Raw genomic sequence first — 20,354 nt, 5'->3', positions numbered from 1 at the left:
CACCGGCTTCCAGGCCGGTGGCCGGGTAGCCGCCATGTCGTCTTTCCAGCGTTGGGCCTTCGGCCTGACGGTGCCGGCCGCGCTATTGACGATCTGTCTCTACGTGGTCCCCATCCTTCAGGTGCTGGCGCTCTCATTCACCGAGCCGACCTTCGGCTTCGGCAACTATGTCGGGATGTTCGGCAGCGCCGCGATCGGGCGGGTGGTGCGCACCACGATCATCGTCTCGGCGGTGACGACCGTGCTGACGATCATCATGAGCTATGCGGTCGCCTTCGCGCTGGTCCACATGCGTCCGGCCGCGCGCCGCGTCGCGCTGTTCATGGTCATGGTGCCGTTCTGGGTCTCGGTGCTGGTGCGCGCCTTTGCCTGGATCACCATCCTGCGCCGCAATGGCGTCCTCAATTCGGCACTGGTCGGCAGCGGCGCGCTCGCCGAACCGCTGGAGCTCGTCTACAATCAGTTCGGCGTGATCGTCGGCATGGTCCACTATATGATGCCGTTCGCGATCCTGCTGCTCTACGCCAACCTTTCCGAAATCGACCCGCGCATCATTCAGGCGGCGCGGTCGCTTGGGGCGAGGCCCGTCACGATCTTCACCCGGGTCTGGCTGCCGCTCAGCCTGCCCGGCCTTGCGATTGCTAGCCTGTTCATCGTCATCTTCTCGCTCGGCTTCCTGGTGACGCCGGCCATCCTCGGCGCCGGCCGCGTGCTCATGGTCGCCGAATACATCTCGGTGCAGATCTCCTCGACCTTGCGCTGGGGGGTGGCAACCGCCCTCTCCACGACGCTGCTGCTTGTCGTCGGGGTGCTGGTCGCGGTCGCCGCGCGCAGTCCAGCACTTCGCGCCGCCTTCGAGGGCGGACGCCGATGAGCCCGCGTTTGCGTCGCATAGGCGAGCGCTGGCTGCCCTGGACCTTGGCATGGCTGCTGCTTGCCTTCCTCTTCGTGCCCGTGCTGGTGGTCGTGCCGGTGGCGCTGACGGCGAAGGACTATTTGTCATTGCCGACCAGCGGCATCTCATTCCAGCACTTTGCCTCGCTTGCGGACTGGCGCGCCGGCTGGCTGCCGAGCATCCTGACCAGCCTGGGCATAGCGCTCGCCTCCAGCATCGCCGCAACCGGCGTGTCGGCGGCCTTCGCCATCGGCGCCTGGGTCTATGCCGGGCGATGGCCCTCGACCCTGCGCATCATTCTGCTCTCGCCGCTTATCGTGCCACCGATCATCTATGCCGTCGGCATGGTGCGGCTGTGGTCGAAGCTGTCGCTGCTCGACAGCTGGCTCGGCGTCACCATCGTCCATGTCATCCTGGCGATGCCGCTTGCCGTTCTGGCGATCGGCGCCTCGCTGTCCAATCTCGATCCGCGCCTCGTCCAGGCCGCGCGCTCGCTGGGCGCCCGCCCGCCCACCGTCTTTGGCAGGGTGATCCTGCCCAATATCCTGCCGGGCACGATCGCCGGCGCCATCCTGGCCTTCATCGTCTCCTGGGACGAGATCACAGTGACGCTCTTCATCACCAGCCGCCGGCTGGTGACGCTGCCGCGCAAGATCTGGACAAGCATCGCCGACGCCGTCGACCCGGCGCTGGCCGCCATCGCCACCGTCATGCTCGTCGTCACCATCGTCTGCCTGCTGCTGCGCATGACCGTTTGGGAGCGTCTTGCGCAGCGCCGGTCGTAAACGGTCATCCAGTCCGCAAGTTCAGAAAGGAAATCAAGGACATGTCAGCACACACCGCCGCAATGAGCGAACACGAATATCGCGAGGCGAAGTTCTTCCAGACATTCGGATCGGTGCCGACGCCGGCTTTCCACGATCCCGAGGAACAGACACGGGTCTGGGGCGCCCATGGGGTTGCATCAACGATGTCGGCAAGCTGCGCGCGGTGCTGATGCATCGCCCTGGCGAGGAGATCAACGTCGTCGACAAGAACAAGCCGATGCCCGAGATCGGCGGCTTCGGCGACCCGGAGAAGGGCTGGTACTTCATGGGCAAGACGCCGCCGGATCTCGCCGCCATGCAGGCCGCCCATGACGCGTTCACCGCGCTGCTTCGCTCGGAAGGCGTCGATGTGATCCTCACCGAGAAGGCGGCGCCCGGCGCGCTCAAGTCGACCTTCTGCCGTGACAGCGTCATCAGCGTCAAAGGCGGCGCCATCGTCACCCGCCTTGCCCGGCGCGCTCGCCGCGGCGAGGAACTGATGGTCACCCAGGCCCTGGCAAAGGCCGGCTGCCCGATCCTGGGAACGTTGCATGGCGAAGCGGTGTTCGAGGGTGGCGGCTTCGCGCTGATCGACGAAAAGACGGCGGTCTGCTCGCTCTCCGTCGCCTGCAACGAGGAAGGCATCCGCCAGGTCGAGATGATCCTGAACAGCCTCGGCGTCGAGCTGATCAAGGTGCCGATGCCGGGCTATCGTATCCACATCGACGGCAGCTTCATGATGATCGATCACGAAACCGCCATCATCAACATCAACGAGCTCCCTTACTTCTTCATCGACCGCCTCAAGAAGCGCGGCATGAATCTGATCGAGCTGCCGCCCGAGGACAATGCCTTCTCGTTGAACTGCCTGGCCATCGCACCCGGCAGGGTCGTGATGCATGCCACCCGTACTCCCCGGCTCGCCGAGCGGCTGGACAAGGCGGGCATCACCATCTTGACGCTCGACTATGAATGCATCGAACTGAACGGCGGCGGCATCCATTGCTCGACAGGGCCGCTCGCTCGGGACCCGAACTGAATGGCCTTCCTCGACATCCGCACGCTTCGCAAGGCCTACGGATCGGCAATCGCGCTCGACGGCGTCGACCTGTCGATCAACGAGGGCGAATTCGTCACCTTGCTCGGCCCATCCGGCTCGGGCAAGACAACCCTGCTGATGTCGATCGCCGGTTTTACCAGGCCGGACTCCGGAACGATCCTGCTCGACGGCGCCGACATCACCGGCGTCGATCCCGAGGACCGCAACTTCGGCCTGGTTTTCCAGGGTTATGCGCTGTTTCCCCACCTGTCGGTGGCAAACAACATCGCCTTCCCCTTGCGCGTGCGCAAATGGGACAAGGCGCGCATCGCCGCGCGCGTTGATGAAGTCATGAAGCTGGTCGGCCTCGACAAGCTCGCCGCACGCAAGCCGCGCGAACTGTCCGGGGGCCAGCAGCAGCGCGTGGCCATCGGCCGCGCGCTTGCCTTCGGGCCGAAGATCCTTTTGCTCGACGAGCCTCTCTCGGCGCTTGATCGCAAGCTGCGCGACACCATGCAGCGTGAGCTGAAGCGTCTCCACCAGGAAACCGGCGTCACGTTCGTTTTCGTCACGCACGACCAGGAAGAGGCCTACGCCATGTCGGACCGTATTGCCGTTTTCCAGAACGGCAACATCGTTCAGATCGGCAGTCCGCGCGAAATATACCGGGCGCCGGCCTCGCGCTTCGTCGCCGGCTTCCTCGGCGGCAACAACATCCTGTCGGCTCAAACGGACGGCGCGCAACTCGATTTGTTCGGCATCCGCATGCCGATGCCCGCCGCCTATGACCGGACGCGCCACGGCGACGGCGCGATCACGGTCTGGGTCCGCCCGGAAGACATCGCCCTCGGCGATGTGGCGCCTGGCGCGGTCTGCTTCTCCGTCAAGGTCGCGGACGTGTCCTTCGTCGGCACGTCGGAACGCGTCACCGTCATCACGGCAGACGGCCAGGAACTGAGCGTGCTCGCGCCCTCCGCAATAGCCCGCGAGTTGACCCCCGGCAGCACGGCAACCTGCGCTCTCCTGCCGTCGGCCATCGGATTTCTGGCGCGCGAATAGCGTGCCTGCCACCCAAGCCGGTCGTCCATCGCGGCGCCATCGGCACAGCATCAACGAGGACAGAAATGACCGTCACCCTGCGCAACGTGGACATCCCGGATTTCGGCCTTCCGGTCGAGCGCCCCGCCATCCCGGCCGCGACGTATGAAACGCGCTGCGCCCGCGCCATCGAGAAGTCCGGCGCCGACTGGCTGGTTGTCTATGCCGACCGCGAGCACGCCGCCAACATCGCCTTCCTGACAGGCTTCGAGCCTCGCTTCGAGGAGGCTCTGCTGCTTCTGGGCAAGGCAGGCCAGCGCGTCATAGTCACCGGCAACGAGAACATCGGCTACACGCCGATCGCCGGCCTGCCCGGCATCGTCACGATGCTTGCCCAATCACTGAGCCTGATGGGCCAGGATCGCAGCCAGAAGCCGGATCTTGTCGCGGTACTGCGCGAAGCTGGGCTGGGGTCCGGCGCCACGATCGGCATCGTCGGCTGGAAATATCTCGAAGGCGAGGAGTGGGATTTGGCGAAGCCGACCTTCTTCGCGCCGTCTTTCATCGTGGATGCGATCGCAGCGATCGTCGGTCCGTCCGGCGTCGTGGACGCCACCCGCGTGCTGATGCACCCGGTCGAGGGCCTGCGGGCCGTGGTCGACGCAGACCAGATCGCCGAGGCTGAATGGGGAGCGTCGAGGGCATCGATGGCGGTCTGGCGGATCGTCACGGGCTTCACCCTTGGCGACAGCGAGCTCGCGGCCGCGTCCCGCATGGGCTATGCCGGCGAGCCGATGAGCTGCCATCCGATGTTCGCCTCCAACGATGCGAGCGGCCCCGTCATCGGCCTGCGCAGCCCGACAGCCCGCGTGCCGCGGCGCGGCGAGGGTGCCACCACCGCGGTCGGATACTGGGGCGGCCTGACGGCCCGCGGCGGCCTGATCGCCGAGGCCGACACCGCCTTCCTGGAGGTGGCCAAGGCCTATTTCGACGGACTGATCGCCTGGTATGAAACGGCCGGAATCGGTGTCGAAGGCGGCGCGATCCACGAAGCGGTGATCTCTACCCTGGCCCGTGGCGGGCTGCGGCCGGCCCTCAATCCCGGCCATCTGGTCGGGCTCGACGAGTGGATGCATTCGCCGATACGTCCGGGCTCAACGGAACGCCTGGTCTCCGGCATGCCGTTCCAGGTCGACATCATTCCCGTGCCGGTGCCCGACGGCGTGACCCTCAACTGCGAGGACGCCGTGACGTTCGCCGACGCGGGCCTGCGCGCGACGATCGCCGAGCGCTACCCGGCGCTCGCGTCCCGTTTCGCCGCACGCAGGCGCTTCGTCGCCGACGAACTCGGCGTCGAAATTAAGGACGAGATGCTTCTGCTGTCGGCCATCCCGCTTTGCCTGCCGCCATTCTGGCTGACGCCCCAAAAGCTGTTGATGCGGAACTGACTTAGTCGGACTTTGTCGAAAAAGAGGGCCCGTCGCGCCGACATCGGTGCGGGGCCTCACCAGGATCGTCGCTCAGCCTGGCGGCGGGCCTCAAGGCGTAGACATTGCCCATCGACGCGCCACGCGAAATGGGCCGGTGCGACCGGCCCATTCCCCAATCATTCTTCCTCAACGGGTTCCGGGATTGCATCCGGCAGGTTTTGTCGTCCAACCCGGTCTGCGACGAGCATGGAAAGCATCATCTCGACAAGGCCATTGGCGGCCCCCTTCTCGCCGCCATTGGCGCCGATCTGGATCTGCGGCACGAGCGGCAGCCTGCCATTCTCGATCGCCTCGGCGAAGCGCATGAGAACCTGCGAGTTGAGCTGATAGTCCGGACCGCCGAAGGCCGCGACCTTCTTCTCGGTGGCCTCGGCCTCCGCCAAGCCAAGTGCGCGCACCTTCTCGGCCTCCGCAAAACCGGTCGCCTTGATGCGCTCGGCATCGGCAAGCGCGACAGCCTTGATCATATCGGCCTCGCCCTGGCCTGCGAGACGCACTTTCTCCGCCTCCGCCTTGGCGGTGACCTGGATGGTTTCCGCCTCCTGACGGGTGCGGGCGAGTTGCGCCTTGCCCTCGTTCTCGCTGATCTCGATGGTAAGTGCCGAGGTCGTGATCTTGGCTTGCTGTTCGGCCAGCGCTTCTTTCTCACGCAAGGTACGTTCCTGAGTGGCCGCCCTCTCCTGCAATTTGTAGGTCTCGACCTTTTCGACCGCGATCTGGCGCTCACGCAGCTGGATCAGGATCTGCTCTATGCTGTTCTGGCCATTGGCGGCACGCGGCGTGCCAATCAGCACTTCCTGCAGCTCGAGGCTGTAGGAATTGAATTTCTCGCGCATCTCTTCGCCCGACTTGCGCTGGATGTCGCTACGCTCCTGCAAGAGCTGGATCAGCGTCTTTGTCTGGGCGATGTTCTTGAAATAGGCGGAAACCATCGGATCGAGCGTCTGTTCGACCAGTCGCTTGATGTCACCGAAGCGCTGTACCACGAGCGGCGCCTTCATATAGTCGATATGCACGACGACGGAGAGCGGCAGCACAGGCTCGAACGCATCCTTGGTGATCAACGACACTTCGGACAGGTTCTCGTCCAGTCTGTGCTCGCCGAACTGCTCCTTCGTCCATTTGAGCACGAAGTTGGTGGTCGGCACGATGATGATATTGCCGGCATAGGTGTTGAACGCATACTTGCCCGGCAGCAGCGGCGTCGACCAGACACCGCGCGCGCCGATTTCGACCAGCTCGCCGTGACGGTACGCCTGCCCGGATATGTCCGCGCCGTGGCGGCCATTATAGGAGACGACGACACCCACCGTGCCAACGTCGATGATCGTCTTCTCGACCAGTTCGACGGTCGCAAAGATGCGATTGAGGAAATAGCTGCCGTCGGCCAGCACCTGCAGCTGCCGGCCACGGTAACCACCGGCTTTGAGAAACTTCTCCGGGTCCTGGAAATTGTTGTGGAAGTTCGGGTCGTTCGGGTCGTTGGCCACGGTCGGCGCGATGATCTCGCCGTCCGGCAGAGCCGGGCCGTCATGGATGGTGACGATACCGATCATGTCCTCGGCATTGTGGATGACGACCGGCTCAAAGCCGCCCCGCTCCGAGATCAAGCTGGACATGTTGGCAAAAAGACTTTGTTCCGACGAGCTCAGATTGACGGCATAGGTCGATTGAGCGGTGAGCACGACGAATTGGGCGAGATTGATGGCATAGGTGCCTTCACGCAAGATCTTGCGCTGCGGTCCTTTCTGTCCGCCTTTTTCGAGAAAGCCGCGCACATCCTGGAAATCATCGGCATCTGTGTTGGAAGCAAGTGTCTGTGTCGGCGGCAGCGGCTTGCCGTCACGCGCAAAGACGTAGCCGATCTGGCCCTGCGGGATGGTGACGAGATTGGCGCGGTGCATCGAATATTGGAACGGCATGAAGAAATGCAGGCCGCCGCGCACGACTTCCGGCTGGTAGCCTGCCTCGCGGTTGAGCGCTATGAAGCCATCACTGACGGAACCGCGAAAGCTCCATAGTTTTTCCAGGATGCCGAGCCTGTCGTTCGGGATGTAGCGGACCATGCCGCTCCGCCAGAACAGGATCGCCAGCACGATAACCGGCACGGCGATCTCGATCGCCGTCCATTTCATCGGGCCGAGATATTCTAGGGCTTCCATGTGTTGTCTCCTAAGGGCGCGCGGGTTCGTTCACCCGGCCGCCACCCAGCTGGTGTTGATTGACAAAGCGGGGAGATTTCGCGCCGAGACGCCCGACACACAAAAGGCGTGTCGAACGTTCGGGCTGCTCATTGTTTGGAAAGGTGACCGCGCCTCCCGAGTCCCCCGTGAGAAAGGCGTGGCGTAAGCGATGTTACATCGGTGTTGCCTTGATAGACATAACAACGATGACGTAGGGATAGCGCCAACAGGTTTAAAGATACTTCACGCCGAAATCGTATAAGTGTTTTCAACGCTTTTGTTGCTTCGAAGCGTCAACTTCTAGAAATTAGCGGAGAGCGAATGGCGCTCTCGATGAGTCAAACATCGGTTTCCGATCCGACCTGATGCGGAACCTGGAAACAAGCAACATCTCACATGCCGCGCCGTCGCCGACGCAGAACACCGATTTCAAAAGGAATTTTTTCGGCCTACCGCCGCAGCGCGTAGACATTGTCCATCGACGCGCCACCCAGTGGCAGCGCCATGTCGTCGTCGAGCAGCCGGGTGATGCGGGCGAAGCCGACAAAGGCTTTCCGCGCTTCCTCAGCCGACATCTTGCCCGACATAGCCGCCGTACAGCAATTCAGGGCGCATTGATAAACCGGGCCGCGTCTGCCCGTTGGCCATTTCCGCAGGAACACCATCGCCTCGGAGACGCTATCGACTTCCTCCACAGGGTATCCCTGCCCACGCGCAATTCGCACTGGGGTAAAGAAATGCAAGCGATCCATGATCATCCTCCCGGCCGACCGCAGTGCAGTCGAACCCGCATAAACGCACGTTCGGCGGATTGGTTCCAAACAAATTCGATTGCCGATGGAAAAACTTCGGAACCCGCCGGCCGCGTGCAGGATAGAGAGGCACCATCGCGACTCAGCTAGGTGCAGGCTTCGAGGCGGCGTATAACGGCGATTCTCATTGAATGTCTTTAAGGCGAAAGCCGGCAAATGGATTGCTTGCCGGTTCCCCTGCGTCAGGCTTAACCTCCGCGGTTACGCGTGAGGGCGCGTTTGCAAGAAGGGGAACAACGACATGACCATTCAAGGCGCATCGCCTGACCTCTATAACGAGGATCTGGCTCCGGCAACGGTCAGGAACTGGGGACCGTTTTCGATCTTCAATGTCTGGACTTCGGACGTACACAGCCTCTGGGGCTACTATCTGGCGGCCAGCCTGTTTCTGTTCTGCGGCGGCTTCGTTAATTTCATCATCGCCATCGGCATCGGCTCACTGATCATCTACGCGCTGATGAACATGGTCGGCTATGCCGGCGTGAAGACCGGCGTGCCCTACCCCGTGCTAGCCCGCGCCTCCTTCGGCATCTGGGGCGCCAACATTCCGGCGCTGGTGCGCGCCATCGTCGCCTGCTTCTGGTATGGCGCTCAGACGGCCGCGGCGTCGGGCGCCATCGTGGCGCTGCTGACGCGCCTGCAATGGTTCGACGAGTTCAACAAGAGCTCGCATCTTCTGGGGCATTCGACCCTGGAGGTGATCTGCTTCGTCGTTATCTGGGCGTTGCAGTTGCTGATCATTCAGAAGGGCATGGAGACCGTTCGCCGCTTTCAGGACTGGGCCGGCCCCGCCGTGTGGGTGATGATGCTGCTTCTGGCCATCTATCTCTGCGTGAAGTCCGGAACTTTCGCTTTCACCAGCGACATCCCCATGGATGTGCTGCGCGACAAGACCGCCGACGCCGGCATTCCAGGCGACCCGGGGTCGTGGACCGCGCTGTTCGGTGCCGCGGCGATCTGGGTGACTTATTTCTCGGCGCTCTACCTGAATTTCTGCGATTTCGCCCGTTACGCGCCGGACAATGCGGCCCTTCGCAAGGGCAATATCTGGGGCCTGCCGGTCAATCTGATCCTGTTCTCGCTGGTCGCCGGAGTCACGACGATCGCTGCCTACGACGTCTACCATGAAGTGCTGCTCCATCCCGACCAGATCTCGGCCAAGTTCGACAGCTGGTTCCTAGCGGCGCTTGCAGCGCTCACCTTCGCGGTGGCGACGCTTGGCATCAACGTGGTGGCGAATTTCGTTTCGCCGGCCTTTGACTTCTCCAATGTCTTCCCGCGTCAGATCGACTTCAAGAAAGGCGGCTACATCGCGGCGTTGATTGCGCTGGTGCTCTATCCCTTCGCGCCCTGGGAAGGCAGCGCCGCGCATTTCGTCGGCATCATCGGCGCGACGATGGGGCCGATCTTCGGCGTGATGATGGTCGACTACTATCTGATCCGCAAAAGCGAGGTCGATGTACCGGCGCTCTATCGCGAGGACGGCGAATTCCGCTTCCAGGGCGGCTGGCATGTCAACGCCTTCATCGCCGCCGGCATCGGCGCGATCTTCTCCTCGATCCTGCCCAATTTTACCAACCTGCTGCCGTCCTGGTGGGGCGTCTATGGCTGGTTCTTCGGTGTGGCCATCGCCGGCGCCGTCTACTACGTCCTACGCACTATGGCGCTCGGCGCGGGTGCCAGGACAGCCAAGGCCTGAGCGCACTTTTCCCTTCTCCCCTTGTGGGAGAAGGTGGATCGGCGCGATAGCGCCGAGACGGATGAGGGGTGTTCCAGCGGAGTGAGACGTTGGCTTTCCCTGGAACACCCCTCATCCGGCCGCTTCGCGGCCACCTTGCATAAGCGATGTTGTATGAAGTGGTCGTCCCGTAAGGGACGCCAACGGCCGGGTGGCCACCCGGCCGTTGGCGCCGATCGTCGGATCGCCAGCCACCCGAACCCGTGGGGTTAAGGAGAAGCAAGATCGCGATCGGCTCTTCATCGTGGCCCGGATGGTTGCTGGAACAACCTGGTTCGTATGCAAGGCAGGGAACGACGAAGATGAATGAGACTAGCACAAGAACCGCCGGAATCGACACCAGCAAGAAGTCGCTTGATGTCGCAACCTATCCGACGAGCGACAGGTTGCGCGTAGCCAATGCCAGAGACGGACATCAAGAGTTGGTTGCTTGGCTGAGCGCGCGTAAGATCAAACGCATCGGCATCGAAGCCTCCGGGGGTTACGAACGAGCCGTCGTGGAATATTTGCGCGAGCAGGGCTTCGAGGTCGCTCTCCTGCAGCCGCGTCAAGTGCATGCCTTTGCCATCTACAAGCTGCGTCGTGCCAAGAACGATCGTATCGACGCCGCCCTCATCGCCGAGTGCGCTGCCAATCTCGGCGACCTGCATGAACCGCCAGACACCAGGCTGGCCGCGTTCGCTGAGCATCTGCTCTTCATCGAGCAACTGGAGTACGATATCGCTCACCTCAAGACGCGGCGCGAGCACTTCACCACCAAGCGGATTCTCAACCAACTCAAGCGTGACGTTCAGCGTCTGCAGCGGCGCCGCGAGGCCGAACTGCTGCTCCTGCAGGTCGTCGTGTGCAAACACGATGATCTCGCTCGGCGGCTCGAGCTGATCGCCAGCGTTGATGGCATCGGCATACGCACCGCGCTCACCCTCGTCATCCTCTTGCCCGAACTCGGCAAGGTCAGTCGTGAGCAAATCTCTGCCTTGGTTGGCGTCGCTCCTTACGACGACGACTCGGGCGAACGTACCGGCGAGCGCCATATCGCCGGCGGTCGCAGTCGTGTCCGCCGAGCGCTCTTCAATGCTGCATTGCCCGCTTCCCAGCGCTGGAACACCGCCCTGGTCGCTCTCTACGGCCGCCTTACGAACAACGGCAAGGCCCACAGGAAAGCCATCATCGCCTGTGTCAGAAAGCTCCTCATCTTCGCCAACGCCGTCGTCGAACGCGGCACTCCGTGGAGCAAAGCTCCACCCGCAAACCACGCCGCCTAAGCTAATGGTTGCGCTTCTCCCACAGGGGAGAAGGGAAGGCCCCGCCGACCATCTCCGCCAGCCTGCGCACCGTGTTCCAGTTGCGCGACGTGCCGACGCCGAAGCGCTTGTGATTGGCGGCTGCAAGCAGCCGCGAGCTCGGCCGCTCGCGCGAGAAGACAAGCCAGATATCGCCGTCGACCAAAAGCACCTTCTCATCGTCGGCCGCACGGGCCTGAAGTCCAGATAGCGCTTCGTCGGCGACAGGTTGGCGCATCACCCGAATCGCGACCTGGTCGCCGGCTTCAGCCGACTCGGCAGGGAATGGATTGGAAGCCGCAAGCTTCAACCAATCCTCGGCGCCGCGCACGATAATATCGACATGGCGGCCGAAAGTTTTCTCGAAGGCCTTTTCCAGCCGCTGCTCAAGTTTCGAAATTTCGCCTGCTCGCGCCTCGAAGACCATGTTGCCGGTCGACACCAACGTGCGGACATTGTTGAAGCCGAGGCCTTCGGCCATCGTCTTGAAGTCCGACATGACGAGGCGCCGGCCTTCGCCGAGGCCTATGCTGTAGAGCAAGGCTACATAGGTCTGCATCGCTGGTGGCCAGCCGGTCGCTCAAACCAGGCGCGACTGGTCCACTGCCGCCGAGATGAAGCTCGCGAACAGCGGATGCGGCTCGAGCGGCCGGCTCTTCAGCTCGGGGTGGTATTGCACGCCGATGAACCAGGGATGGTCCGGATATTCGACCGTCTCCGGCAGCACACCGTCGGGCGACATACCGGCGAAGACCAGGCCGCACTCTTCCAGCCGCTGCTTGTAATCGATATTGACCTCGTAGCGATGCCGGTGGCGCTCGGAAATCTGCGTGTCGCCGTAAATGTCCGCAATTTTCGAGCCCTTGGCGAGTTCGGCCTGGTAGGCGCCGAGCCGCATCGTGCCGCCGAGATCGCCGGTAGCCCGGCGCTTCTCAAGCATGTTGCCTTTCAGCCATTCGGTCATCAGGCCGACGACTGGCTCATCCGTCGGGCCGAACTCGGTCGACGAGGCGTGATCGACGCCTGCCAGCGAGCGGGCCGCCTCGATGCAGGCCATCTGCATGCCGAAGCAGATGCCGAAGTAAGGCACTTTGCGCTCCCGCGCGAACTTGGCGGCCAGGATCTTGCCCTCCGAGCCACGCTCGCCAAAGCCGCCTGGAACAAGAATGCCGTGCACTTTCTCCAGCCAGGGAGCGGGATCCTCCTTCTCGAAGATCTCGCTCTCGATCCAGTCGAGCTTGACCTTGACGTGATTAGCGAGCCCGCCATGCGACAGCGCCTCGATCAGCGATTTGTAGGCGTCCTTAAGGCCGGTGTACTTGCCGACGACGGCGATGGTCACCTCGCCTTCCGGATTGTGGATACGCTTGGACAGCGCCTGCCACGGCTCCATGCGCGGCTTCGGCGCCGGGTCGATGCCGAAGGCGGCGAGCACTTCCGAATCGAGCCCCTCCTGGTGATAGGCCATCGGCACGTCATAGATATGCGGCACGTCCAGCGCCTGGATGACGGCGCTTTCGCGCACGTTGCAGAACAGCGACAGCTTGCGCCGCTCTTCCTTCGGGATCGGCCGGTCGGCGCGCACCAGAAGGATGTCGGGCGCAATGCCGATGCCGCGCAGTTCCTTGACCGAATGCTGCGTCGGCTTGGTCTTCAATTCGCCGGCGGTCGGGATATAGGGCATTAGCGTCAGATGCACATAGACCGCGTTGTTGCGCGGCAGATCGTTGCCGAGCTGGCGAATCGCCTCCAGGAACGGCATCGCCTCGATATCGCCGACCGTGCCGCCGATCTCGCACAGGACGAAATCGTAGTCGTCATTGCCGTCCAGCACGAAATGCTTGATCTCGTCGGTGACGTGCGGGATCACCTGCACGGTCGCGCCGAGATAGTCGCCGCGCCGCTCGCGCTCGATGATGTTCTTGTAGATGCGGCCGGTGGTGATGTTGTCCTGCTGGTTCGCGGAACGCCCGGTGAAGCGCTCGTAATGTCCAAGATCGAGGTCGGTCTCGGCGCCGTCGTCGGTCACGAATACTTCGCCATGCTGGTACGGCGACATCGTTCCGGGGTCGACATTGAGGTAAGGATCGAGCTTTTTGATCCGCGCGCGATAGCCTCGCGCCTGCAGGAGAGCCCCAAGAGCTGCTGCGGCGATGCCTTTTCCGAGTGAGGAAACCACGCCGCCTGTGATGAATACATATCGCGCCATGGGAGTCATCGCTTAACGCGGCCTGATTGATTCCGCCAGAGAAAAAACCGCCGCGAAGGCTTTTTCCCAAAATGGCGCGGGTGTCTCTGGAGCATGATCCCGAAAAGTGGAAACCGGTTTTCGGGAAAGATCATGCTTCACAAGGAACGGGGTTGGATTCAGTCAAAACAAAAGGGCCGGCGGTGCCGGCCCTTTCGGCAGTTTGATGGAAATCGTTAGATAATAACGACCTTGGTGCCGATCTTGACGCGGCTGTAGAGGTCCATGACGTGCTCGTTGATCATGCGGAAGCAGCCATTGGAGGCGCTGGTTCCGATCGAGTTCGGCGCGATCGTGCCGTGGATACGCAGATGCGTGTCCTTCTTGCCGTCATAGAGGTAGATGGCGCGCGCGCCGAGCGGGTTCTCGCCGCCGCCGGGCATGCCGTCCTTGTACTGGCCGTAATGCTTCGGCTCGCGCTTCTGCATGTCGAGCGTCGGGATCCAGCGCGGCCATTCCTGCTTGTCGCCGACCGCCACGGTGCCCTTGAACTGCAGGCCTTCGCGGCCGACAGCGATGGCATAGCGGCGCGCAGTGGAAAACGACTCGACGAGGTAGAGGCGGCGAGCGCTGGTGTCGATGACGATGGTGCCCGGCTCATAGCCGGTGAACGTGACGTCCTGCGGCACGAATTCCGGCTTCACCTTGAAGGGCCGCTTGGCGTCCTTCTTGGCCAACGCCGAATCGAGCGCGCGTGTCTCCGGCAGATAGCTGATCGAGGACACCGAGGCGCCGCCGAACAGGCCTGCGAACAGCCCACCGCTGCTCGTCTGCTTCTGGCCGGGCTGCTCACTGCGCAATTCACCGTTGTTGCCGGTGGCGGTGATGTTCATGGCTTCCGCCGGGATCGGCTCCTCGGCCTTGACCGGAACGAGCGGCGCTATCGGCTCCAGCGGCGCAAGGATGTTGGTGGTCTTCTTGGCCGGTTTGGCGTCGGCGACTTCAGATGCCGCCGCCCCGCCGCCCTTCTTGGCGAGCCATTCCTGGCGCGCCGCGTCTGCCTTGGCCTTTGCCGCCTCGCGCATCGCCAGCTTGCGAGCCTCGAGCGCCTTCTGCTTGGCGGCTTCCTTGTCGGCCACGATCTTGGCCTCGAGCTTGCTGATCTGCGCAAGGTCGTCCGAAGTCGGGTTTTTCTTCTTCTTGAGAAGCCTCAGCTGCGATGCGTCGCTCTTGGCGGCGACGACTGGAATTGCGTCGGTCGTCTCTACCGACGGGGAAGTGGCCAGGTTTGCCGGTCCGGCAAAGGCCGCGGAGCCCATGCCGAGGACGGCACAGACTCCCAGGAGGATGAAGCTGCGAAGCTGCATGGCGAAGATCCGATTGTCAAAAGCAAGTTGCCCACGGCATCGCCCGGCGCCCCCCAAGGACGCCGATAAAGTGCCGCGGGCAATCTATAATCGATTAGCCGTCATCGCCTCAAGCTGAGGCAGGCGCCACGCCCGGTTGAATCTTTGTGATCGGACGCGCATTTGCCGCGACTGTGTTCAAAGAACAACAGATCGCGGCCCGGTTTCCTTGGCCGGCTACTGGTTCGGAACCTGCGGCGTGACCGGCAAGGTGACGCCGTTGGCTGCAGGCGCCGGCGCAGCCGGAGCAGGCGTTGTCGCCGGAGCCGGCGCAGGCGCCATGGTGCCGTTGGCAAGAGGCGTCGTGGTTGTCGTACCGCTCGACGGAGCTGCGGGAGTCGTACCGCTGGCCGGAGACGCGGGCTTGGAGGTGCCCACCGGCCCATTGGAACCCGGCAGCTGGTTGAGCACGCCGCTGCCCTGGCTCGACGTCGCAGGCCGGTCGAGAATGTCGATCGGCTTTTCGCCGTAGCGGGCAAGGATCGACAGCGCCAGCGAAGTGACGAAGAACGCAGCCGCCAGGATCGCGGTCGCACGGGTCAGCGCGTTCGCAGCACCTCGCGCGGTCATGAAACCGGAACCGCCGCCGATGCCGAGGCCGCCGCCTTCGGAGCGCTGCAGCAGCACCACGCCGACAAGGGCGAGCACGACCATGAGGTGGATGACGATCAGTACGGTTTCCATAATTTATCCTGGCGAGGCCAAGCGCTGCCGCGCATACGACCGGTGTTTTGGAGGCGGCTCCTTACAATGCTTTGGCGGCATTTCCAAGCCCGTGGCCGGGAATATGGGAAGCAATGCGGCCAATACAACGATTTATGCCGCTGAAGCCGAGGTGACGGTCTCTAGGAGATATTCATGTAGGCTTCCGCAATCGCGAGGAAGTCGGCCGCCTTCAGGCTGGCGCCGCCGACCAGCGCGCCGTCGACATTCTCGACGCCGAGCAGTTCCACCGCGTTGGACGGCTTGACCGAGCCGCCATAGAGAATGCGCATCCTGGCCGCGGCATCGCCGAGCAAGCCGGTCAGCTTGCCGCGGATATGCGCATGCGCCTCGGCGACGTCGGCCGCCGTCGGGGTTAAGCCGGTGCCGATCGCCCACACCGGCTCATAGGCAATGATGGTGTTCGCAGCGGTAGCGCTGGTCGGAACTGATCCTTCGAGTTGGCGCGACAGGACATCGAGCGTGGCGCCAGCCTCGCGTTCGGCGCGCGTCTCGCCGATGCAGATGATGGCCACCAGCCCTGCCCGCCAGGCTGCCGATGCCTTGGCATGGACCGTCGCATCGTTGTCGCCGAACAGTTCGCGGCGCTCGGAATGGCCGACAATAACGTGGCTCGCGCCGGCGTCCTTCAGCATCTCGGCGGAAATCTCGCCGGTAAAGGCGCCGTTCTCCTTGGGATGGCAATCCTCTCCACCGGCCCGCACCGGCGTGCGCGACAGGATCTCGGCGGCGCGCTGGAGCAACGTCGCCGGCACGCACACCAGCGCTTCGGTCTCGGCGTCGAGGCCGCTCATGAACCCGTTGCCAATCGACCGCAGCTCGTTGAGCGAGGCGCTGGTGCCGTTCATTTTCCAGTTGCCGGCGACAAGGGGGCGGATTCCAGGGGTCATGGGACGCGTTCTCCGAGCGACATTAAGCAGCGCCCTCACTACCAAAATCAGGTCACAAAGCAATCGACAGTGGACCGGAAGGGCGCTATTGCGCTTGTTTCAGACTCGGCGCATGCGAAAATGCGCAAAACTCGGAAGTATGCATGCTTGGTATATTGAGAAGCGCGGCGGGTACCTGGGTCGCGAAGGCGTTGCTGTCCTTGCTGGTGGTGAGTTTCCTCGCCTGGGGCGCCACCACACGCATGGTGGGTGGCGTGCTGGGCGGTCATCACGCGGTGATCACCGCCGGCGGCACCGAGGTCTCGATCAACGAGTACCGCCTCGCCTATGATCGCCAGCTCAGCCTGCTTTCCCAGCAATATGGCCAGCGCGTCACCCAGGAACAGGCCAAGCTGCTCGGCGTCGACAACCAGGTGCTGGCGCAGCTCGTGTCGGGCGCCGTGCTCGATGAACAGGCGCGCAAGCTTGGCCTCGGCCTTTCCAAGGACCGGCTGGCCGAGCTGACGCGCGAGGACCCGGCTTTCAAGGGCCCCAGCGGCCAGTTCGATCGCCGGACGTTCGAATACCTCCTTCGCCAGCTCAACATGCGGCCCGAGGATTATCTCAAGAACCGCTCGCAGGTGGCCGTGCGCCAGCAAATCGTCGAGGCGATCTCCGACGGGCTGAAAGTGCCGCAGACCTTCCTCAAGGCGGTCTCGCTCTATCGCGGCGAGGACCGCACGATCGACTATCTGGTGCTGCCGAAAACGCTGGTGCAGCCGATCGAGGCGCCGTCCGACAGCGCCCTCAACGCCTATTTCGACGCCAACAAGAAGAACTACGCCGCGCCGGAATACCGCAAGTTCTCCTATGTCCGGCTGGAACCGCAGGACATCGCGGACCCGTCGGCGGTGACAGACCAGCAGGTGAGCGAGGACTACAACAAGAATATCGCGCGCTACACGACGCCCGAGATGCGCACCATCGAGCAGTTGGTGTTCAAGACGCCGGATGCGGCCAAAGCGGCTTTGGATTCGCTGAAGGCCGGTGCCACCTTCGACAAGCTCGTCACCGCCGAAGGCAAGACGCAGGCCGACACGCTGCTCGGCACGCTGTCCAAGGACAAGATCGCCGACAAGGCGGTCGCCGACGCGGCCTTTTTGCTCAATGCCAACGAGGTGAGCCAGGTCGTCCAGGGCGCCTTCGGCCCCGTGCTCCTGCGCGTCACCGAGATCAAGCCGCAGGTCGTGAAACCGCTTTCGGAAGTGTCCGACCAGATCCGCAAGGACCTCGCGCTCGGCGAGGCAAGTCGCATCCTGCTTGACGTGCATGACAGCTACGAGGACACCCGCGCCTCAGGCGCCTCGCTTGCCCAGGCCGCCGACAAGCTGAAGCTCAAGGTCGTCACCATCGACGCCATCGACCGCACCGGCCAGCGGCCGGACGGCACCGTTGTCAACGACCTGCCGCAATCGGCCGATCTCATCAAGGCGGTGTTCGCGGCCGAGCCCAATACCGAGAATGAAGCCCTGACCACCGCCGACAACGGTTTCGTCTTCTACGAGGTGCAGTCGATCACGCCGGCGCGCGACCGCACGCTGGATGAGGTCCGCAAGAAGGTCGTGGCCGACTGGACCGAGGCCGAGACCGACAAGCGGCTCGACGCGAAGGCGCAGGAGCTTGAGAAGCGCCTCAAGGCCGGCACCACGCTCGACGTCATCGCCGGCGAGCTCAAGCTCGAGAAACAGACAAAGCGCGGCTTGAAGCGCGAAGCCGACGACGCCGATTTCGGCAAGGAGGGTGCCGCGGCCATGTTCGGCGTCGGCGAAGGCGGCACCGGCCTGATCCCGTCGCCCACCGGCGACGGCCAGATCCTGTTCAAGGTCGCCGAGGTCTTCGAGCCGGCGGGCGCCGACGGCAGCACGGTGCCGGAAGAGGCGCAGAAATCCTTCGGCGCCGGCATGTCCGACGACCTGCTCGACCAGTTGGTGGCGCAGTTGCAGTCGCAATACAACGTCCGCATCGATCCGAACGCCGTTTCGCAAGCACAGACACGATGAGCGCGCTGAAGACACACATCGCCAAGGTCGCCACCGGCACCGCGCTGTCTTTCGAGGAAGCCCGCGAGGCGTTCGACATCATCATGTCGGGCGACGCGACTCCCGGCCAGATCGGCGGCTTCCTGATGGCATTGCGCGTGCGCGGCGAGACGGTGGGCGAGATATCCGGCGCGGTCGCCACGATGCGCGCCAAGATGCTGCGTGTCGAGGCGCCGCACGGCGCCATCGACATCGTCGGCACCGGCGGCGACAATTCGCACTCGGTCAACATCTCGACCGCTTCGGCCTTCGTCATCGCCGCCGCCGGCGTGCCCGTCGCCAAGCACGGCAATCGCGGCCTGTCCTCGCTGACCGGCTCCGCCGATGTGCTGACGGCGCTGGGCGTCAGAATAGATATCTCGCCGGAAATGATCGGCCGCTGCATCCATGAGGCCGGCGTCGGCTTCATGTTCGCGCCGGCGCATCATCCGGCGATGAAGCATGTCGGGCCGACCCGCGTCGAACTCGGCACGCGCACCATCTTCAATCTGCTCGGACCGCTGTCGAACCCCGCCGGCGTCAGCCGCCAGATGGTCGGCGTTTTCCTGCCGGAATGGATCATGCCGGTGGCAGAGACGCTGAAGGCGCTGGGCGCCGAGCACGCCTGGGTCGTCCATGGCGACGGCTATGACGAGATCACGACCACGGGCGAGACGCAGGTTGCGGAGCTTGCCGGCGGCGAGATCCGCACCTTCACCCTGACGCCGGAAGCCGTCGGGCTGAAGCGGCACACCAAGGAAGAGCTGCGCGGCGGCGACGCGGCCTACAACGCCAGGCAACTGCGCGATATGTTGGGTGGCGCCGCGGGCGCCTATCGCGACACGGTGCTGATGAACGCCGGCGCCGGTCTGGTTGTGGCCGGCAAGGCGACGACGCTTGCCGACGGCATCGCGGCGGCAGCGCAAGCGATCGACAGCGGCCGCGCCCTTGCGGTGCTGGACAAGCTCGTCGAGATTTCGAACGGATAAGGCCTTGTCGGACATCCTGCGCAAGATCGAAGCCTATAAGCGCGAAGAGATCGCGGCGGCGAAGCTTCGCGTACCATTCGCCGAAATCAAGGCGAAGGCGAAGGATGCCGAGCCACCGCGCGGATTCCTCGCGGCGCTCGAAGCCAAGCGCCGGGGCGGAGGCTTCGCGCTGATCGCCGAAATCAAGAAGGCCAGTCCTTCCAAGGGCCTGATCCGCGCCGATTTCGATCCGCCGGCGTTGGCCAAGGCCTATCAGCAAGGTGGCGCCGCGTGCCTTTCGGTGCTGACCGACGCACCGTCTTTCCAGGGCGCTCCGGAATTTCTGACGGCAGCGCGGGCAGCCGTGCGCCTGCCGGCCTTGCGCAAGGATTTTCTCTTCGATCCCTATCAGGTCCACGAGGCACGCGCCTGGGGCGCCGATGCGATCCTCATCATCATGGCGAGCGTCGACGACGCGCTGGCCAGCGAGCTCGAAGCGACCGCCTTCGAGGTCGGCATGGACGCACTGATCGAGGTGCATGATGAGAAGGAAATGCAGCGCGCGCTTACTTTGTCTTCGCGGCTGATCGGCATCAACAACCGTGATCTCAGAACCTTCCAGACCAGCCTCGACGTTTCGGAGCGGCTGGCCGCCATGGTGCCGGCGGATTGGCTGCTGGTCAGCGAGAGCGGCATCTTCACGCATCAGGATTGCCGCCGGTTGGAAAAGAGCAAGATCGGTACTTTCCTCGTCGGCGAGAGCCTGATGCGCCAGGCTGATGTGGCGGCGGCGACCGAGCTTCTGCTGACAGGCAAGGCAGCGGCCGAGGCCGTTTGA

At 63.5% G+C, this 20,354-nt stretch carries 18 protein-coding genes; 11 read left to right on the top strand and 7 right to left on the bottom strand.

The window, feature by feature from the left end:
* Positions 1-34: 34 nt before the first annotated feature.
* The 6 genes from EJ069_RS07585 (at position 35) to EJ069_RS07565 (ending at position 5,226) form a co-directional block, all read left to right on the top strand.
* The gene (locus tag EJ069_RS07585) at positions 35-874 is read left to right on the top strand and encodes an ABC transporter permease (protein WP_126060772.1); all 840 of its coding nucleotides are present in this window, start codon (positions 35-37) and stop codon (positions 872-874) included.
* Positions 871-1,680 carry an ABC transporter permease gene (locus EJ069_RS07580; protein WP_126060771.1) on the top strand — a complete coding sequence of 270 codons (810 nt, stop codon included), beginning with the start codon at positions 871-873 and terminating at the stop codon, positions 1,678-1,680. Before EJ069_RS07585 ends, EJ069_RS07580 begins: the two co-directional genes overlap by 4 nt.
* A 41-nt stretch (positions 1,681-1,721) precedes the next feature.
* Complete coding sequence (locus tag EJ069_RS33155; RefSeq protein WP_245456453.1) at positions 1,722-1,892, top strand: hypothetical protein; 171 nt, start codon at positions 1,722-1,724, stop codon at positions 1,890-1,892.
* On the top strand, positions 1,892-2,740 hold the full coding sequence (locus EJ069_RS07575) for an arginine deiminase family protein (protein WP_245456452.1): 849 nt from the start codon (positions 1,892-1,894) through the stop codon (positions 2,738-2,740). The genes EJ069_RS33155 and EJ069_RS07575 overlap by 1 nt, the downstream gene beginning before the upstream one ends.
* Positions 2,741-3,799, top strand: coding sequence for an ABC transporter ATP-binding protein (locus tag EJ069_RS07570; RefSeq protein WP_042642498.1), 1,059 nt, complete (start codon positions 2,741-2,743; stop codon positions 3,797-3,799). It abuts the gene before it with no gap.
* Between the two features lie 65 nt (positions 3,800-3,864).
* Positions 3,865-5,226, top strand: coding sequence for a M24 family metallopeptidase (locus tag EJ069_RS07565; protein ID WP_126060770.1), 1,362 nt, complete (start codon positions 3,865-3,867; stop codon positions 5,224-5,226).
* 158 nt (positions 5,227-5,384) lie between these two features.
* Here the strand turns inward: EJ069_RS07565 and EJ069_RS07560 are convergent, their stop codons facing one another.
* Entirely contained in the window at positions 5,385-7,430 is a 2,046-nt protein-coding gene (locus EJ069_RS07560; RefSeq protein ID WP_126060769.1) for a flotillin family protein, read from the bottom strand.
* A gap of 470 nt (positions 7,431-7,900) precedes the next feature.
* Positions 7,901-8,203: a DUF982 domain-containing protein gene (locus tag EJ069_RS07555; RefSeq protein WP_042642716.1), complete on the bottom strand. Its 303-nt coding sequence runs from the start codon at positions 8,201-8,203 to the stop codon at positions 7,901-7,903.
* Positions 8,204-8,504: 301 nt separating this feature from the next.
* Here EJ069_RS07555 and EJ069_RS07550 point away from each other — a divergent pair, with 301 nt between their 5' ends.
* Both EJ069_RS07550 and EJ069_RS07545 read left to right on the top strand, forming a co-directional pair.
* A complete protein-coding gene (locus tag EJ069_RS07550) occupies positions 8,505-9,962 on the top strand; it encodes an NCS1 family nucleobase:cation symporter-1 (RefSeq protein ID WP_126060768.1) in 1,458 nt (485 codons plus the stop codon).
* 341 nt (positions 9,963-10,303) lie between these two features.
* The gene (locus tag EJ069_RS07545; RefSeq protein WP_126060767.1) at positions 10,304-11,266 is read left to right on the top strand and encodes an IS110 family transposase; all 963 of its coding nucleotides are present in this window, start codon (positions 10,304-10,306) and stop codon (positions 11,264-11,266) included.
* A gap of 1 nt (position 11,267) precedes the next feature.
* Here EJ069_RS07545 and EJ069_RS07540 read toward each other — a convergent pair whose 3' ends face one another.
* The 5 genes from EJ069_RS07540 to tpiA all read right to left on the bottom strand — a co-directional run bounded on the left by EJ069_RS07540 (position 11,268) and on the right by tpiA (position 16,491).
* Positions 11,268-11,843 (bottom strand): DUF1697 domain-containing protein, encoded by a 576-nt coding sequence (locus EJ069_RS07540; protein WP_126060766.1) that lies wholly within the window; start codon positions 11,841-11,843, stop codon positions 11,268-11,270.
* A gap of 21 nt (positions 11,844-11,864) precedes the next feature.
* A complete protein-coding gene (locus tag EJ069_RS07535; RefSeq protein ID WP_126060765.1) occupies positions 11,865-13,502 on the bottom strand; it encodes a CTP synthase in 1,638 nt (545 codons plus the stop codon).
* Positions 13,503-13,708: 206 nt separating this feature from the next.
* Positions 13,709-14,839 (bottom strand): L,D-transpeptidase family protein, encoded by a 1,131-nt coding sequence (locus tag EJ069_RS07530; RefSeq protein ID WP_126060764.1) that lies wholly within the window; start codon positions 14,837-14,839, stop codon positions 13,709-13,711.
* 216 nt (positions 14,840-15,055) lie between these two features.
* Entirely contained in the window at positions 15,056-15,562 is a 507-nt protein-coding gene (secG, locus tag EJ069_RS07525) for a preprotein translocase subunit SecG (RefSeq protein WP_126060763.1), read from the bottom strand.
* Positions 15,563-15,723: 161 nt separating this feature from the next.
* Positions 15,724-16,491, bottom strand: coding sequence for a triose-phosphate isomerase (gene tpiA, locus EJ069_RS07520; protein WP_042642513.1), 768 nt, complete (start codon positions 16,489-16,491; stop codon positions 15,724-15,726).
* Between the two features lie 143 nt (positions 16,492-16,634).
* Between tpiA and EJ069_RS07515 the strand changes: the two genes are divergently transcribed.
* Genes EJ069_RS07515 through trpC form a run of 3 tightly spaced genes read left to right on the top strand, consistent with a single transcriptional unit; the run spans position 16,635 to position 20,354 of the window.
* The gene (locus EJ069_RS07515; protein WP_126060762.1) at positions 16,635-18,530 is read left to right on the top strand and encodes a peptidylprolyl isomerase; all 1,896 of its coding nucleotides are present in this window, start codon (positions 16,635-16,637) and stop codon (positions 18,528-18,530) included.
* Complete coding sequence (trpD, locus tag EJ069_RS07510) at positions 18,527-19,537, top strand: anthranilate phosphoribosyltransferase (protein WP_126060761.1); 1,011 nt, start codon at positions 18,527-18,529, stop codon at positions 19,535-19,537. Before EJ069_RS07515 ends, trpD begins: the two co-directional genes overlap by 4 nt.
* Positions 19,538-19,541: 4 nt before the next feature.
* Positions 19,542-20,354, top strand: a complete 813-nt coding sequence (trpC, locus tag EJ069_RS07505; RefSeq protein WP_126060760.1) for an indole-3-glycerol phosphate synthase TrpC — start codon at positions 19,542-19,544, stop codon at positions 20,352-20,354.

Origin of the sequence: Mesorhizobium sp. M2A.F.Ca.ET.043.05.1.1 (assembly GCF_003952445.1) — a bacterium.
Classification (GTDB): Bacteria; Pseudomonadota; Alphaproteobacteria; order Rhizobiales; family Rhizobiaceae; genus Mesorhizobium.
Note: the sequence above shows the minus strand (reverse complement) of the source record. Positions and strands in the feature narration are given on the sequence as shown.

Bases quoted from the DNA above. Each gene is read 5' to 3' on its own strand.
- EJ069_RS07585 (WP_126060772.1), top strand. From the start codon at position 35: ATGTCGTCTTTCCAGCGTTGGGCCTTCGGCCTGACGGTGCCGGCCGCG.
- EJ069_RS07580 (WP_126060771.1), top strand. From the start codon at position 871: ATGAGCCCGCGTTTGCGTCGCATAGGCGAGCGCTGGCTGCCCTGGACC.
- EJ069_RS33155 (WP_245456453.1), top strand. From the start codon at position 1,722: ATGTCAGCACACACCGCCGCAATGAGCGAACACGAATATCGCGAGGCG.
- EJ069_RS07575 (WP_245456452.1), top strand. From the start codon at position 1,892: ATGCATCGCCCTGGCGAGGAGATCAACGTCGTCGACAAGAACAAGCCG.
- EJ069_RS07570 (WP_042642498.1), top strand. From the start codon at position 2,741: ATGGCCTTCCTCGACATCCGCACGCTTCGCAAGGCCTACGGATCGGCA.
- EJ069_RS07565 (WP_126060770.1), top strand. From the start codon at position 3,865: ATGACCGTCACCCTGCGCAACGTGGACATCCCGGATTTCGGCCTTCCG.
- EJ069_RS07560 (WP_126060769.1), bottom strand. From the start codon at position 7,430: ATGGAAGCCCTAGAATATCTCGGCCCGATGAAATGGACGGCGATCGAG.
- EJ069_RS07555 (WP_042642716.1), bottom strand. From the start codon at position 8,203: ATGGATCGCTTGCATTTCTTTACCCCAGTGCGAATTGCGCGTGGGCAG.
- EJ069_RS07550 (WP_126060768.1), top strand. From the start codon at position 8,505: ATGACCATTCAAGGCGCATCGCCTGACCTCTATAACGAGGATCTGGCT.
- EJ069_RS07545 (WP_126060767.1), top strand. From the start codon at position 10,304: ATGAATGAGACTAGCACAAGAACCGCCGGAATCGACACCAGCAAGAAG.
- EJ069_RS07540 (WP_126060766.1), bottom strand. From the start codon at position 11,843: ATGCAGACCTATGTAGCCTTGCTCTACAGCATAGGCCTCGGCGAAGGC.
- EJ069_RS07535 (WP_126060765.1), bottom strand. From the start codon at position 13,502: ATGACTCCCATGGCGCGATATGTATTCATCACAGGCGGCGTGGTTTCC.
- EJ069_RS07530 (WP_126060764.1), bottom strand. From the start codon at position 14,839: ATGCAGCTTCGCAGCTTCATCCTCCTGGGAGTCTGTGCCGTCCTCGGC.
- secG (WP_126060763.1), bottom strand. From the start codon at position 15,562: ATGGAAACCGTACTGATCGTCATCCACCTCATGGTCGTGCTCGCCCTT.
- tpiA (WP_042642513.1), bottom strand. From the start codon at position 16,491: ATGACCCCTGGAATCCGCCCCCTTGTCGCCGGCAACTGGAAAATGAAC.
- EJ069_RS07515 (WP_126060762.1), top strand. From the start codon at position 16,635: ATGCTTGGTATATTGAGAAGCGCGGCGGGTACCTGGGTCGCGAAGGCG.
- trpD (WP_126060761.1), top strand. From the start codon at position 18,527: ATGAGCGCGCTGAAGACACACATCGCCAAGGTCGCCACCGGCACCGCG.